Genomic DNA, 14,451 nt, shown 5'->3' on the forward strand with positions numbered 1-14,451 from the left:
TCATTTTTGAAAAACAACATCAATATTAAATAAAATTATGTGAAAAGAACTACGACGAGGGTAATCGATTCAAAAGCTTTGTCTATACTGCCTACGATTTGATTAAAATGTCCTCGTCAAAACCAAAATGTCTTACCGCTTTTCATAAAGGATAGTTGTGATGAGGAGTGATTTTCAGTTGCACCATGCCAATGTGGTGTTCCAGACGGAATTAAAACAGATTCATTTTCTCCAAGTTCCAGAGATTCATCTATCTTGAATTTATGATCATTAATTTTTGAAAAAGTTACTATTTGACCAATGCCTTTCATTCCAATAATGATTTGATCTGAATCGTGAAGATGAATCTTGGATTTCGAACCCTTTTCAAATTTAATAAAATACGATTTTAATTCATCTGTAGATAAGTTTTCAGATATACGATTAAGGTAGACATTGCCAGACTCACGCCCAGTTTTATCATCCTCCAGATTTTCATTAATTATGATTTTCTTAATGTTTGTCATGAATAGGATGTTTTGTGCCATCTGCATGGATGCAGTTTCCAGCATCATGTTTGTGTGTACTTTTGTCTCCCTTACAATGTTCATCTGAACAGTTACATTTGTCTGCCATGAGAAAAATATCTTTTAATTGTTAAAAAAGATTGTGCAATATTCCAAAGTTGGTTTTCGTAGAAATGTTTGAGATATGCAGTGTTCTAGTTGTCATAATGATCATTACTGATGAAATCAAAATTACAGAGATAGAGGATTTTGATTTGAATGATGGTTACATAATAGATGGTTTTCCATATGATGGATACGTAGGAAGCATATCTGCCGAATCAATGGTTAGAACTTCACAATTTAAATTTGTAGGATTTATGGATTCAAAGTCTTTTCCTCCAGTAAGTATCATCCGAGAAGGAATAGCAAATTATCCTATCAACATATTTGTAAATGAAAAACTCAAAGTTGCAGTATTTCTATCCCACCTTCATTTGCCTGAATCATTTTCAAAAGAAATCGCTAAATCTATTTTACAATTTGCAAAAAAACACAATTGCAGACTAATTATCAGCAGTATGAAGATTACCGGTGCCAAAATTTCAAAAGAATTCAATGCAGTAGGCAGTACAAAAAATGCTAGAGATACAATTAAAAAACTAGGAATGGATATTGCTTTGAATGCAACCATGCCTGGAATTCCAGGGGTATTGTTGGTCGAAGGAAGGTTTTCAAATCAAGATGTAATAGTATTATTGTTTTCCCAGAAAAGCGGCAAGAATACAGACTTGGAATATGGTGCAAAGTTATGCTTGACAATAGGCATGCTTGTTCCAAATTTACCTTGTAACATTAAACTCATCGAAGGAGAAACAGTAAAAGTTGAAAAAATGATCAAACAAACACAAAAAGAATCAAAAGATCTCTATGATGTAATATACCGATAAATTGTTATTTAGAGAAAATTAAAAATAATATTTTTAATATGATTTTCAATATTGGTTTTCAAATCAAATAAAAATTATTTCATCACAATAAAAGACCATTTGGAGAATAGTAAAGACAGCATTCAAATCTCAGAAAGGATGAATGTTTCTATTATTATCAATAATCAGTTAAAATCCAAAATAAGATTTTCAAGTTCGAGAACATGTACCTATTCTTATTACATATACATAAATTGATAAATTATGGTCATAAAGTCTTTCAAATATCCCATTCCACAGATTACTTATCTAGTAAAGAAAAGACTTTGGGCTCAAGTTCTATTTGCATTGTTTTTAGGATTAGTGGTAGGGATAATTTTAGGTCCAGAAATAGGATTAGTTGAGAAAGAAACTGCTGAGGTCATCACTGATTGGCTATCAATTCCAGCAAATCTGTTTTTAAAAATTATTCAAATGATCATTATTCCGTTAATTTTTGCATCAATCATTCGAGGAATAACATCATCTGGAAGTATGGAACAATTACAAAAACTAGGATTAGGTGTATCAGTATATTTTGTTGCAACAACAATCATTGCATTAACAATAGGAATTCTACTTGTATCAACAATAGAACCAGGAAATTTTATTGACAGTTCTTTGATTAGAGAAAGTTTTGGAATTGAAGATGTCGAACCTGTTGAAAAAGCGGAATTTAGCATACAAGATATTCCTCAAAGCATAGTGGGTTTGATCCCAAGTAATCCTTTAGCTTCTTTTATGTCTGGAGAGATGTTAAGCATCATAATTTTTGCATTAATTGTAGGTGTGTCTATGATTTCAATTCCTAAACAAAGTTCTCTACCAATTCTAGATTTGTTAGAATCCATACAAAAAATTACCCTGAAAGTAGTTTCATGGGCCATGCGTCTTGCACCATTTGCAGCATTTGGTCTAATCGCAGGAATTACGTCTAAAATCGGTCTTTCTGCATTGGGGGTACTTGGGGCATACATGCTGACTGTTGTGATAGGTCTTTTTGTAATGATATTGGTGTACATGCTAATCATCAAGTTTTTTGCAAAGAGACCACTATCTTCCACATTTAAAATGATGAAAGATGCTCAGCTTCTTGCATTCTCAACTTCTAGTTCGGCAGCTGTTATGCCATTATCAATTAAAACTGCTGAAGAAAAAATGAAAATCAAACCAAAAGTTTCTCAGTTTATCATCCCATTGGGTGCTACAATTAATATGGATGGAACTGCACTTTATCAAATTGTAGCAGTATTTTTTCTTGCGCAGCTTTTCAGTATAGATTTAGGATTTACAACAATTCTTTTGATAACATTAACTGCACTTGCCGCATCTATTGGTGCACCGTCAGCACCTGGGACAGGCATTGTAATTCTTTCAACAATTCTCATCACTGCAGGCATTCCGCCTGTTGCAGTTGTATTATTACTTGGAGTAGACAGAATATTAGATATGACAAGAACAATGGTCAATGTTACAGGAGATCTTACTGCATGTTTGGTTTTCGATAAGAGGATAAAAGAAGAGGACAATGTCGAAGATTAATTTTCATATTGATGCAAATTACACTTTTTTTAATTCAACAAGTCGGGATTTGAAATTATTTCAATTACTTTTTAATTATCTCTAGGATCAACTGTAGGAATCACATCAAATGGATGAGATCATAGGTTGAATTATAGAATAATGATAATCATTTTTTATAATATTATTTCCAAGGATCAGATTCTTCATTCCATGATTCTATACCTTTTGATGATTCATCAGCAGGTTTACTATTTCTGATGTCAGATAAAAGACATTCATCAGAGCAATGGGTGGCCTCTACATTCTTCATTAATCTTCCACATTTCTTGCAGAATTTGCCCATGTGTGATGATTGATTCTAAAAATAAAGCAAGTTCGCAGTTTTTCATATTTGATAATGAGCTAATACTTAATTCGTTTGATCCTAGTTTAAGTATGATCATATGATAGTATTGAAGTGGATGTCTCAACAGTAAAACGAAAACCTCACATACCAAAAAAGGAAAAAACAAGAACTATAACATACAGGCTTTCAGAAAAACTTGTTGCAGAACTAGAAAACGAGGCTATGCAAAAAGGAATTTCTCACAATGTTTTGATGAATCAGATTGCAGAAAAATATATCCAGTGGGATAGGTTTGGCGACAAAATCGGAATGATACCTGTTCCAAAGGGGGTGCTGACAGCACTTGGTATTGATTTGGAAAGCCAAGACATCAACATGGTTGTAGACCTTCTAAAGCCTGTCATCAAAGATAATGTGATGTTCATGAAAGGAAAGTATGATCTAAAAAGATGCATAGAGACGATGGAGGATTACATGAGGGCATCTGGAATGAAATCAGATCACAGAGTGGAAGGATCGCTGCACCACTTTATCGTTCAGCACGGACTTGGGATGAATTGGTCATTACTCACTGAACAACTGCTAAAAGAAATATTCCACGAATTCTTGCCAGAAAAGAATGTAAAATCACAAACAACTGAAACTACTGTGATCACCACTATCTCATTGGGCGAGGACTTTAACGAGCATGATTATTAGAAAAATAACTAGTTGAGAATTAACTCAACTTCCGTCTTGCCATCATTGTATCTACTTTGAATTCCTTTGATCTTGCTTTTGTACATGAATAGTCTTTTACCATCATCTGTAATTATTCCGGATGTTTTGAGTAATTTGTTGTCATGAAGTGTTTGAATTCTTCTATACACCGTACTCATTGGGATTCCAGCCTCTGCGGTTATCTCAATTGCGGACTTTGGCTTGTCCATAGTAGATTCTAGGATGGCTCTACAATACTTGTCAGATAAAATTTCAAGTAGGCTATCTTTTTGCTCTGCTTCTTCAACTTTGAAGACATGTTGTAATGTTTGCATAAGTAATATCAAACAACATTTGATATAACGACTCAGTACACACTGTATTGCAAATATTTGATATTATTTTTAATGCCTAAACAATTTACTTTAAAAAGATCAACAAATCAACCATCGTCTTGCTATAGAATGCAGGTTTTCATACCAAAATGACTCAAAAATAAAAAAGAAAGATTAGTTAGCAGGAACTACAATTCCCCTATCTATCATCTTAAGAGCAGTATCTGATTTGAGACACATTGGTACTCCGTTTGATGCTTTCATTACCAGACTGAATCCTTCACGACACTCTACGTCTGAAGCATCAATGCCTGCAGTAATTTGTGTACGTGGGGAAATCCATGCTAATTGCATGTCTTTTGCCTTTTCAATGAATTCTTCTCTAAGTTTTTGTTTTTCCTCGTCAGTCATTTCAGATGCTTTCTCACGAAGTTCTGCCTTGAATGCCTTCATGTCAGCCAGTCTGTCATGAATTGCAGATCTTCGCTCATCAGACATTTTGATTTTGACTTTTGTCATGTGATCTTTGAACTTCATCTTTAATTCTGATTTTATCTCATCTGTTATCTCACCGTGTTTTTCTCTGTATTTCATCTTGATTTCTTCACGTTTCTCATCTGAAATTTCATGGTTTTCCATGATCATTGCCTTGAGTCGTGGGGACATGTCAGACATTCGGATTCTGTCAGTAACTTTGTCTTTGATGTCATCATGATGTTCTTCTTTGTAGTCATCTCTTTCTTCAGGTGTCATATTACACCATTTTGAGATTCTATCAAGTGTTGCAACATCAGTAATTTCTGCGGCTCTATCAGATGCTGTCATTGAGCACAATCTATCATAATCCATGATGTCTGTCACTTTATCATGAATTTTCTCGTTCATGTAATCACGCATAACATCTTTGTGTTCTGCAATAAGTTTGTCAATTGCGTCATCTCTTTCATTTTCGGATATTTCACAATAGTTCAGAATTCTGTCAGAAAACTGTTCTAGTCTTGGATAGTTATCAAAGAATTTTCGTTTGTCCTCGTTTGTCATATCACAGAATCGTTCCAGCATATCATCAAGATCATATTTGTCATGAACTCTAGTATCTGGGGCATTCTCTCTGATGAAATCGTCAATTTTGTCGTCACGTTCATCTTCAGACAAATCACAATAGTTTGCTAGTCTGTCTGAGAACTGTTCTAGTCTTGGATAGTCTGCAAATAATTGACGTTTTTCCTCGTCAGTCATGTCACAGAAATATTTCAGTCTATCTTCAAGATCTGCATGTCGGTCATATTTGTCGTCTACATCGTTTTCTTCGTCTCTATCATCTTCTAGTTCATCATATTCGTCATCAAAGTCGTCTTCAATTTCGTCTCTAGCTAGAACAACATCGAAAATGAAATCATCAAGAGCGTCTTCACGTTCATCCTCATCTTCTATCTCACAAATTGCAGAAAGTTTTTCATCATATTCTGCCATATCTGGATAGTCAGTTAAAAAGTCGCTTCTTTGCTCGATGTTCATTTCACAAAAGTCTTCTAGTCTATCTTCAAGATCATCAGTATCAGCAAATGCTGTACTACTGGCAGTTACTCCAGTAAACATGATCAGTGAAAAAACAACGCTTAGAAGTTGTGTATTTTTCATTACAAGAATTTTTTATTTTAGTATATAAAGAATATCGGTCAACATCATAGCAAGTATTATTACAAATGAGACAATTTTTGAAAAATCATGCCTGACTGGCATTGTTTAATTTTAGTCAAAAAAATAATGTGTAATCAAATTGATTTTATGAACAAAAGATAAGTGAATAGTAATTTCTTTTATTCTATAATTGATAATTTTTTTATGTTTTCTCAGAAAGAAAATGAGTTTGTAGATGAGATAGTGAAATGGGCAGAATCAGTTGGGATTAATCTAGATAGAGATCCTGAACAGGTGTAGTTTTTGAACACGCATTTTGTTAAGTAAAGAAATTTGAAGGAAAGTCATGAAACTAATAGGACAAACAAAACTACCACATGGAATTGTATATCACTATTCAAACAGTAGTGGAAATATAGAATCCTATTTTATTGAACATGAATCTCAATAGAATTTTTAATGGAATGAATCAATTCATTTCAGTTGGAATCAATTGAATCGCTAAACAAAAAAATTGCAAGTTGTAAAAAATGTCCCAGATTATCAAAATACATCAGAGATGTTGCAAAAAATAAGGTCAGGCGATTCAAAGAGGACAGATACTATGGAAAGCCCCTTTCAGGATTTGGGGATGTCAATGCTAAATTACTCATAGTGGGTTTAGCCCCAGCTGCACATGGAGGAAACAGAACGGGAAGAATGTTTACGGGGGATTCATCGGGGGATTGGGTCGCCAAAGTAATGCACAAACATGGATTTGCATCAATTCCTACCAGTCAGAGAATTGATGATGGACTGATCCTCAAAAATGCCTACATCACTGCTGCAGTTAGATGTGCACCACCACAAAACAAGCCTACACAGGAGGAGATGAATACGTGTTTTGGTTACTTGGAGAAAGAAAAAGAGATTCTAAAAAGCATCACAACAGTTCTTTGTCTTGGAAAAATAGCATATGATGCTGCTTGTAAATTGTACAAGATAAAACCTGAAAAATTTGGGCATAACAAGTTATTCCAATATGATAAAATCAGAATTCTTACATCTTACCATCCCTCAAAACAAAACACCCAGACAGGACGACTGACTTGGGCACAATGGTCCGCAGTATTTGCAAAAGCTAAAAAACTTACTATGGCTTGAATTAATGATTTTTAGCGAAAAATAAAAATATTGTAAATACTCAGACTGCTAAAATGGCCGCAGGTAAGGGTTGTTTGACATGCAATTCAGAGCATGACGGAGATTTTTACAGATTTTGCAAGTGTTCTTGTCATGATAGAATTGCAAGGGAAATTGTAGGTTAGAAATAAGTTAATTAAAATCTAAAGGTTTTTTTCAATCATTTTTTTCATAGAGTTTCTTAATTTGTTCAACAGTTGTGGGATCTAACTTTTCAAAAAACTTTTGTAAATCTTGTTCATCTAATTCCTCATCATGAAATAACATTCTGTTTTCCATCTGATTTGCCATGTTTCAAAGATTATCTTGTTTGATTATAAACAATGTACCAATGACTCAAAAAAATATACTTTTTCAGAATTTACATCCCATGAAACTCAGACCATTGATGTTCTAGCTTGTAAATTATTTTCCAAGCAAGCCTATCTATGTTTACGCTGGGTTCAGCAATAACCAATAATATGTATCTGCCAAAAGGAAAACTCATCATCACAACCTTTTCTCTCCTTGAAGAGGAATATTTGACTCTGCCCAAATTGGCATCAAATCCTTTTCTGTTTGCAACTCGGTGAGCTAGTTCTTGAAATGTCTGCCTTCGTCTTGCATCATTTTCAAAAGGAATAACTCCTTCTTTAAAATCTCCTGCAATTAGTTCTCCTTGGCAATCAATCAAACCACAATATCGAATTTCAGGTTCTGCCAAAATATCTTTAATTTTATTTTTAACATCTTCAATTGAAAATTGCTCATCAGACATATGAAATCAGATGTGTTTTTGTGTATTTAATACAACTATTCATAGATGAGATTAGTTAGAGAGAAAAATTAAATAACAATTAAAATAATTAATTTGATGTATATTTGTTTGAATATTTTATAAATAATGAATAAATATTAAGAATTTTCTTAGAATACTTTAAATTTCATTTTTACATAAAGTACATGACGAGGTCTATCATATCTGCCGAAATTCAAAAAGGGAAATTTGAGGAGGTAGACAGATAGGAAAACACGAAAAAAGATGGAAGCATCTAAAGTTCGTAGTTTTCCAGTATACCTCGTTTCCTATTTCGTACCAATTCAATTACATAATTGAAAGAATGCCCGGATTCACAGTATCCAAAAAGATATGAAAAAATGCCAATGTAACAAATGTGATTATTCAAATTAGATCAAGGAGCTTGATCATATGTATGAAGAAAATATGATAGTTCAAGCAGAATTTGAAAACGATTCAAAGCTGTGTCAATAATCAAAGAGATTTGTGAATCTTGCGAGGAAGGACAACACAAGGTAAACAAAGTAATTAAAAATATAAAATATTCATTAAACCTTAATTGGAAAAGAAACTAACAAACTCTAGTGAAAGAGATAATTTTTGTAGTTATTTTATTTTCAATTCCAATAGCTTTTGCTCAAGAATATCCTGAAATTGGTGTGAAAGTGGAGACGGTGGCTGAAAATCTAACCATACCTTGGAGTATTGATTGGTTACCTGATGGAACAATATTGTTTACAGAAAGAAATGGACATCTCAGAGTAATTCAAAACGGAGAATTGTTGGAAGACCCATTATTATCACTGGGAGTTGGTGGAGTAGAAGGAGGGATGCTAGGAGTTGCAGTTGATCCAGATTTTGAGGAGAATAATTTCATATATCTATATTATACATACAATGAATTTCTATCAACCATAAACAAACTTGTTCGGTTTCAACTTGCAGATGGAAAATTGACTGAAGATAAAATATTGCTAGATGGTATTCCCGGAGGGCCATTTCATGATGGAGGGAGAATTCAATTTGGACCGGATGGAAAATTATACATAACTACAGGAGAAGCAGGGGATCCAAAATTAGCGCAAGATCTAAATTCACTTGGTGGGAAAATTCTTCGAATAAATTCAGATGGAACAATTCCAGAAGACAATCCCTGGGAGAATTCTTCCATTTACTCAATTGGTCATAGAAACCCACAAGGGATTGACTGGGATGAATTTGGAAATCTTGTTGCAACAGAGCATGGACCATCAGGATGGAGAGGGGTAGCACATGATGAAATCAATCTAATTTTTCCAGGCATGAATTATGGGTGGCCAGACATTATTGGGGACGAAACTGCAGAGGGTTTGCAAAATCCAATCTTGCATACAGGGGATGATACATGGGCACCATCTGGTTCAGAATTCTATTATGATGATAAAATTCCACAATGGACTGGAAAATATTTTGTTGCAACATTAAGGGGAAGTCATTTGCATATGATTGATTTTGATTTACAAGAAAAAAAGGTGCTGTCACATGAAAAACTTTTTCAGGATGAATTTGGAAGGCTGCGAGATGTGCAAACAGGGCCAGATGGATTTTTGTATATTCTCACAAGTAATCAAGACGGCAGGGGATTTCCAAATGCTAATGATGATAAAATTCTCCGAATCATTCCAATAAATTCAATTAATAATTTTGAGGATTGTGTTGCATTTGGAAACCCTATAATGGAATCATATCCTAGACAATGTAGGACTGAAGATGGAAAACATTTCGTGGAAGTGATTTCTGAAATTCCTGATTGGGTCAGAAAAACTGCAAAATGGTGGTCATTAAATCAAATTGCAGATGAAGAATACGCTTCAGGCTTACAATACCTCATAGAAAAAAATATCATTATTATTCCGGCAGGAACTCTAGCTGAAGGATCCTCCGAGCAGCAACTGCCATCATGGTTAAGAAAAGATGCAGGATGGTGGAGTCAGGGATTAATATCAGATGAAGAATATTTTAAAAGTATCCAATGGATGATAAATAACAATTTTATCAAAACAGAACTTAGGTTAAAATAATAAAAATTACTTTTTTAGAGACTTGCTTAATTCTGCATTAATTACATGTGAGAAACTTATGTTTTTAGAGGATTCTTGGATCATTTTAGCTTGTTTGAGTCTTAGCCTCTTTACAATATCATCCTGTAAAACTACGGTTATTCTTTGTGCCATCTTAACTTCTCTATTTATGTAAAGATGATTTTCAGTATAAAAACCACATCTATTTCGTATAAAATTATTTCAAAATAAAAAATGCAAACAGTTGTTATGAGATGATTAACAAGAGTAAAACCAAACTGATTTTAATCTTTGTACTTCGAATCTAGTTTTGATAAATTTGATTTTTTGATACGGGTGGAATGTAGATGAATTTGGATTCTCTTTTCTTTTTTAGATTAAACATAGATTAATTTATCAAAATTTTCATATAAACTTCAAGTAGAAATCATCCATTTAACTTTGAAATTATACATACCAACATATGAAAAATATCATAAATACTAAGATCATATTCAATTGTAGCCTTTTCCTTCTTTGAACATTGATTTAAGGTTCAAACATGTCTATTACCAACACAAAAAGAAACATCATGCTTTAGATCTATAATCATTGGCACATCTGAGAATGAGGATCTACTTTTTATTTAATAACTGCGTATAGTAGTGTGGAAAGCTGACACAATATCCTATTGTCTGAATGCAGGTGATTGTTTACCGGTCTGTGCATACAGCAGGGCTGTGTAAAGATTAATCCGCTCTAGTCAGCTTTCAAATTTTTAAAAACAGAGTTTACCCTATTCATTTAATGAATATCAAAATTGGGTGTACCGGATGGAGCTATAAAGGATGGTCCGGCACATTTTATCCCAGAAATCTAAAGAGTTCAGAATGGCTCAAATACTATTCACAGATTTTTGAAATTACTGAAATTAATTCCACATTTTACAAGATACCTTCTCAAGAAATAGTAAGAAAATGGAATGCAGACACTCCAAGACATTTTAGATTTACAGCCAAATTTCCATCATTAATTACGCATGAAAAGAGACTAGAAAGGGTAAATTCAGAGATTTTCTCATTCATGTCATCACTCATTCCAATTCATGAAAAGATTTCAGCATTAGTTTTTCAACTGCCTCCATCATTATCATTTGATGAGGCAAAACCAAGACTGGAAGAATTGTTTGATATTTTGCCTAACGATTTTTTATATCCCATCGAGGGCAGACACGAATCATGGTTTACTGATGAAGCGACATCATATCTTAAACAAAACAAACATTGTCTTGTATGGAATGATGTCGAGGGAGTATCAAATCCAATGCCAATAACTGCAAGCTATCTGTATGTAAGATTAATTGGAGATCACTCTATTCCAGATTCAGAATTTGGTAAAGTTTCAAAAAGCAAAAAAGAAGCAATTAGAAACTGGGCAGAGAGACTAGGAAACATTCAAGATGTTCCACTTGCAATGGTAATGACAAATAATCACTATGAAGGATTTGGTCCTGCAACTGCTAATTCTTTAAGAATGGAATTAGGAATGAGGGAATTAATGTGGGACGAAAAAAACAGAAAACATTAGGTAATTTTTAAACAGGAATTCTTCAACAACTAGGGGAGCATTGAAGAATTCCTGTCAAACATCCGCCAAACAATAGGATGGTATTATACATAGAGCATTTTTGATATTTAAGGCAATGATGAAATAGCACTGGTACCAAGTCCTACCGCTTCTCCAAAATAATATCCAGATAGAATTGTTCCAGTAGACCAAACACATGATCCAGCAAATGTATAAGCCACAAATTTAGGAATTCTCATTTTCAATAATCCAGCAGGAATTGAAATCATTTCTCTCATCACTGGAACCATTCTTCCCAAAAATACAGCTTTGTCACCATATTTTTCAAACCATATTTCAACTCGTTCTAATTTTTTTTCAGATACGCGAACATATCGTAAATAACGAATTAGAACAACTCGTCCAAGTTTTAATGCAATTAGGTAAATAGCCGAAGTACCAATAGTAGCACCAATTGCTCCCAGTATAATCATTGGAATAAGACCAATGACAGAAATTCCCTGTTGTGATGCCAAGAATCCAGCAGTAGGAAAAACAGCAAGTGTCGGGATAGGCGGAACTATAGTCTCAAGCAAGGCAGCGAGGAAAATTCCTTCGTAGAGATGTTCACCCAGAAACTCTGCAATCCAGACTAGAAACGAATCAAATGGTTCCATTTGCTTCTGCCAGTGAAATCTTACTAAATTACTTTACGAGTGTAAACTAAGACAGACTAGTCACTTTGAGATGACAACTTGAGATGATGTGTTAATTAGAATTATTGAGCATGTGTTGATTTTATAATATGGCAAACCACATTATTCATTTTGCAGTGCCAACTAAAAACCCTATTTCAGATCAGGAAAATGCAGGATTATGTGAATTTGAAAAACTAGCAAGTTTCAGAAAATTAAAAAATATTTTGGATTATGATCGATCTTTTAAAAAATATTTTTTGGAAATTGGGATCACTTGATTATTCGAGTTAAAATTTGTAAAATGAATAAATTTTGTCGATCTTTATTTTGAATAATTGTGATCCATAAAATGGAAAATAACAAAATAAAGGATTTATACTCAAAATATTTTTGTATGCTAGGGGAGTAATGGAACAAAAAGAATTTCACCTAATGGTAGACATGTTAAAGACTGCAATTAAACAAGAAAGAGAATTTACAAAAGACGAATTAAAAAAGTTTGACGACTTGTTTGAAAAGATAATAGATGTCAAAGTAACTTGATATTTTAGATTTTACTGTTTAGTGACTTAATTTTTCAGAATTCATTCATTTTTTCTACCAATGTTAAAAAAATCAAGAATGCTAAACATATTGAAGTATTTGTGAATATTTGTACGAATATGGATAAAAGTAATGAAATGTACATCATATTGTGGAAGAACAAGACGATGAAGAAATAACCTGTTTGGTATGCAGCGCTGAGATTATTGAATATTTTGAGGAACGATACAAAGGTCAAAGAGGCAAATGCACAATATGTAAAATTGATTTTCCCTTAGAATGATTCTTGAATTATAGAAATATTATCAAAGAGAATGTCAAGACAGAGCAAAAACATATTGTCCTCTATGTATATGCATTGTACAAACCATCCAATTTTAGGAATTACCGTTTGTCGAACAATCAGCTGTCTCCTTTTTGACAATTTTCTATATTCATCAAGAATTATCGAAATGACTGAAAAAGTACAATAGTACTAAACTAGAATAAGGAATAATTCAAATTTTACAATAGAGGAAAAAGGTTTGGAATTAGTTAAAAGTGCCGAATTGTTTGCGAAAGCAAAACATTCTGGACAATATAGAAAAGATAGCAACACGCCATATTCAAAACATCTAGACGATGTTGTTAACAGACTCAAAAGTTTGGGTGTAATAGATCAAGAGATTCTTAGTGCAGGATGGCTTCATGACATTATTGAAGAGACGGATACAAATTTTGATGATTTGTATGAGCAATTTGGAAACAGAATAGCAGTAATTGTATCATCATTAAGTAAAAATAAAACACTGCCAAGAAAGAAAAAAGAGAAAGAATACAGCATACAACTCAGAGAAGCATCATTTGACGCAAAATTAATCAAACTCTGTGATATTTCTGCAAACTTGAGTGATTTAAAAAATTATGAAACGTCAAAATCTCAAAAAATCCGTCAAGCAAAACAAAAAAGACATTATCTAACAATAATCAAAACGGATTTGACAAATAGCAACTATCCCAAGATTACAACATTACTAGAAACAATCAATCAAATCCTAAAGAGATATGGACTGAAATCTGTTTCTTTCCAACCAGAATTAAGATAAATCATAGTTCTCTCTCAACAGAGATTCAAAATAGACTAGATTAATAATCAGAAAGTTTCCAAAAAATACAATTGAGTTACAAGTTTTTAGATCATGCAACTGATGCAATTATTGAAGTCACTGCAAAAGATATCAAAGAAGCATTTGCAGTAGCAGCAGATGCAGAAATTAATCTCACACTTGATCAAGACAAAGTTGAAGAAAAAGATAAAAAAGAATTCTCTGCCAATGGAAAAGATTTACGCTATCTTCTTTTCAGTTGGCTTGAAGAGATACCATTTCTTATAATTACCGAAGGATTTGCTATTAGAAGGATTGAATTTGACATTCAGGAAAATAATGGATATAAAATTAGCGCAACGGCATTTGGAGAACCACTTGATGTTCACAAGCACAATTTCAAAGTAGAGATTAAGGCTCCAACATTTTATGACATGGAAATTAGAACAAACGGTCAAGTTTACATGAGATTCCTGCTTGATTTGTAAGTTTGGTGAAGATTTCTTTGCATAAAGCAAGAAGAAATTATACGTGTTTTTTAAAAATAAACTCGGAATAAGCA

19 protein-coding genes are annotated in these 14,451 nt (G+C 33.1%); 11 read left to right on the top strand and 8 right to left on the bottom strand.

All coding sequences use genetic code 11. The features are described 5' to 3' along the window. Positions 1-116 precede the first annotated feature (116 nt). Positions 117-590: a cupin domain-containing protein gene (locus tag K5783_RS06310; protein WP_297473089.1), complete on the bottom strand. Its 474-nt coding sequence runs from the start codon at positions 588-590 to the stop codon at positions 117-119. A gap of 74 nt (positions 591-664) precedes the next feature. Here K5783_RS06310 and K5783_RS06315 point away from each other — a divergent pair, with 74 nt between their 5' ends. Together K5783_RS06315 and K5783_RS06320 are read left to right on the top strand one after the other, a co-directional pair. Continuing rightward, positions 665-1,435, top strand: coding sequence for a PAC2 family protein (locus tag K5783_RS06315; protein WP_297473091.1), 771 nt, complete (start codon positions 665-667; stop codon positions 1,433-1,435). A gap of 243 nt (positions 1,436-1,678) precedes the next feature. Next, positions 1,679-2,995 (top strand): dicarboxylate/amino acid:cation symporter, encoded by a 1,317-nt coding sequence (locus K5783_RS06320; RefSeq protein WP_297473094.1) that lies wholly within the window; start codon positions 1,679-1,681, stop codon positions 2,993-2,995. 163 nt (positions 2,996-3,158) lie between these two features. Here the strand turns inward: K5783_RS06320 and K5783_RS06325 are convergent, their stop codons facing one another. Next, on the bottom strand, positions 3,159-3,287 hold the full coding sequence (locus tag K5783_RS06325; protein WP_297473096.1) for a hypothetical protein: 129 nt from the start codon (positions 3,285-3,287) through the stop codon (positions 3,159-3,161). A gap of 147 nt (positions 3,288-3,434) precedes the next feature. Here K5783_RS06325 and K5783_RS06330 point away from each other — a divergent pair, with 147 nt between their 5' ends. Further along, positions 3,435-4,022, top strand: coding sequence for a hypothetical protein (locus K5783_RS06330; RefSeq protein WP_297473099.1), 588 nt, complete (start codon positions 3,435-3,437; stop codon positions 4,020-4,022). Positions 4,023-4,030: 8 nt separating this feature from the next. On the opposite strand, the gene K5783_RS06335 is transcribed toward K5783_RS06330, so the two are convergent. Beyond that, complete coding sequence (locus tag K5783_RS06335) at positions 4,031-4,357, bottom strand: helix-turn-helix domain-containing protein (protein WP_297473102.1); 327 nt, start codon at positions 4,355-4,357, stop codon at positions 4,031-4,033. A 174-nt stretch (positions 4,358-4,531) separates the two neighbouring features. Further along, complete coding sequence (locus K5783_RS06340) at positions 4,532-5,998, bottom strand: ABC transporter substrate-binding protein (RefSeq protein WP_297473105.1); 1,467 nt, start codon at positions 5,996-5,998, stop codon at positions 4,532-4,534. A 483-nt stretch (positions 5,999-6,481) separates the two neighbouring features. On the opposite strand from K5783_RS06340, the gene K5783_RS06345 reads away from it, so the two are divergent. Then, positions 6,482-7,141, top strand: coding sequence for a uracil-DNA glycosylase (locus K5783_RS06345; RefSeq protein ID WP_297473106.1), 660 nt, complete (start codon positions 6,482-6,484; stop codon positions 7,139-7,141). A gap of 195 nt (positions 7,142-7,336) precedes the next feature. Here the strand turns inward: K5783_RS06345 and K5783_RS06350 are convergent, their stop codons facing one another. Together K5783_RS06350 and K5783_RS06355 are read right to left on the bottom strand one after the other, a co-directional pair. After that, positions 7,337-7,471 carry a hypothetical protein gene (locus tag K5783_RS06350; RefSeq protein WP_297473108.1) on the bottom strand — a complete coding sequence of 45 codons (135 nt, stop codon included), beginning with the start codon at positions 7,469-7,471 and terminating at the stop codon, positions 7,337-7,339. A gap of 70 nt (positions 7,472-7,541) precedes the next feature. Further along, complete coding sequence (locus K5783_RS06355) at positions 7,542-7,937, bottom strand: DUF6659 family protein (protein ID WP_297473110.1); 396 nt, start codon at positions 7,935-7,937, stop codon at positions 7,542-7,544. Between the two features lie 605 nt (positions 7,938-8,542). Here K5783_RS06355 and K5783_RS06360 point away from each other — a divergent pair. After that, positions 8,543-10,018 carry a sorbosone dehydrogenase family protein gene (locus K5783_RS06360; protein ID WP_297473112.1) on the top strand — a complete coding sequence of 492 codons (1,476 nt, stop codon included), beginning with the start codon at positions 8,543-8,545 and terminating at the stop codon, positions 10,016-10,018. 6 nt (positions 10,019-10,024) lie between these two features. Here the strand turns inward: K5783_RS06360 and K5783_RS06365 are convergent, their stop codons facing one another. After that, positions 10,025-10,171: a hypothetical protein gene (locus tag K5783_RS06365; RefSeq protein ID WP_200829044.1), complete on the bottom strand. Its 147-nt coding sequence runs from the start codon at positions 10,169-10,171 to the stop codon at positions 10,025-10,027. A gap of 633 nt (positions 10,172-10,804) precedes the next feature. On the opposite strand from K5783_RS06365, the gene K5783_RS06370 reads away from it, so the two are divergent. Continuing rightward, complete coding sequence (locus K5783_RS06370; protein WP_297473115.1) at positions 10,805-11,584, top strand: DUF72 domain-containing protein; 780 nt, start codon at positions 10,805-10,807, stop codon at positions 11,582-11,584. A gap of 107 nt (positions 11,585-11,691) precedes the next feature. Here K5783_RS06370 and K5783_RS06375 read toward each other — a convergent pair whose 3' ends face one another. Next, positions 11,692-12,240 carry a DedA family protein gene (locus tag K5783_RS06375; RefSeq protein ID WP_297473117.1) on the bottom strand — a complete coding sequence of 183 codons (549 nt, stop codon included), beginning with the start codon at positions 12,238-12,240 and terminating at the stop codon, positions 11,692-11,694. Between the two features lie 128 nt (positions 12,241-12,368). On the opposite strand from K5783_RS06375, the gene K5783_RS06380 reads away from it, so the two are divergent. From K5783_RS06380 to K5783_RS06400, 5 genes are all read left to right on the top strand, one after another. Next, on the top strand, positions 12,369-12,539 hold the full coding sequence (locus K5783_RS06380; RefSeq protein ID WP_297473119.1) for a hypothetical protein: 171 nt from the start codon (positions 12,369-12,371) through the stop codon (positions 12,537-12,539). 130 nt (positions 12,540-12,669) lie between these two features. Next, positions 12,670-12,804, top strand: coding sequence for a hypothetical protein (locus tag K5783_RS06385; RefSeq protein WP_278974863.1), 135 nt, complete (start codon positions 12,670-12,672; stop codon positions 12,802-12,804). Positions 12,805-12,955: 151 nt separating this feature from the next. Beyond that, positions 12,956-13,087, top strand: coding sequence for a hypothetical protein (locus K5783_RS06390; RefSeq protein WP_263970059.1), 132 nt, complete (start codon positions 12,956-12,958; stop codon positions 13,085-13,087). A gap of 241 nt (positions 13,088-13,328) precedes the next feature. After that, a complete protein-coding gene (locus K5783_RS06395; RefSeq protein WP_297473124.1) occupies positions 13,329-13,889 on the top strand; it encodes an HD domain-containing protein in 561 nt (186 codons plus the stop codon). A gap of 71 nt (positions 13,890-13,960) precedes the next feature. Then, positions 13,961-14,377: an archease gene (locus tag K5783_RS06400; protein WP_297473125.1), complete on the top strand. Its 417-nt coding sequence runs from the start codon at positions 13,961-13,963 to the stop codon at positions 14,375-14,377. The last annotated feature ends 74 nt before the right edge of the window (positions 14,378-14,451 follow it).

It is taken from the genome of Nitrosopumilus sp., assembly GCF_025699125.1.
GTDB lineage: Archaea > Thermoproteota > Nitrososphaeria > Nitrososphaerales > Nitrosopumilaceae > Nitrosopumilus.

Excerpts from the sequence above, each read along its gene's own strand:
- K5783_RS06310 (WP_297473089.1), bottom strand. The coding sequence starts at position 590 with ATGAACATTGTAAGGGAGACAAAAGTACACACAAACATGATGCTGGAA.
- K5783_RS06320 (WP_297473094.1), top strand. The coding sequence starts at position 1,679 with ATGGTCATAAAGTCTTTCAAATATCCCATTCCACAGATTACTTATCTA.
- K5783_RS06340 (WP_297473105.1), bottom strand. The coding sequence starts at position 5,998 with ATGAAAAATACACAACTTCTAAGCGTTGTTTTTTCACTGATCATGTTT.
- K5783_RS06385 (WP_278974863.1), top strand. The coding sequence starts at position 12,670 with ATGGAACAAAAAGAATTTCACCTAATGGTAGACATGTTAAAGACTGCA.
- K5783_RS06350 (WP_297473108.1), bottom strand. The coding sequence starts at position 7,471 with ATGGCAAATCAGATGGAAAACAGAATGTTATTTCATGATGAGGAATTA.
- K5783_RS06335 (WP_297473102.1), bottom strand. The coding sequence starts at position 4,357 with ATGCAAACATTACAACATGTCTTCAAAGTTGAAGAAGCAGAGCAAAAA.
- K5783_RS06325 (WP_297473096.1), bottom strand. The coding sequence starts at position 3,287 with ATGAAGAATGTAGAGGCCACCCATTGCTCTGATGAATGTCTTTTATCT.
- K5783_RS06355 (WP_297473110.1), bottom strand. The coding sequence starts at position 7,937 with ATGTCTGATGAGCAATTTTCAATTGAAGATGTTAAAAATAAAATTAAA.
- K5783_RS06365 (WP_200829044.1), bottom strand. The coding sequence starts at position 10,171 with ATGGCACAAAGAATAACCGTAGTTTTACAGGATGATATTGTAAAGAGG.
- K5783_RS06370 (WP_297473115.1), top strand. The coding sequence starts at position 10,805 with ATGAATATCAAAATTGGGTGTACCGGATGGAGCTATAAAGGATGGTCC.
- K5783_RS06375 (WP_297473117.1), bottom strand. The coding sequence starts at position 12,240 with ATGGAACCATTTGATTCGTTTCTAGTCTGGATTGCAGAGTTTCTGGGT.
- K5783_RS06380 (WP_297473119.1), top strand. The coding sequence starts at position 12,369 with ATGGCAAACCACATTATTCATTTTGCAGTGCCAACTAAAAACCCTATT.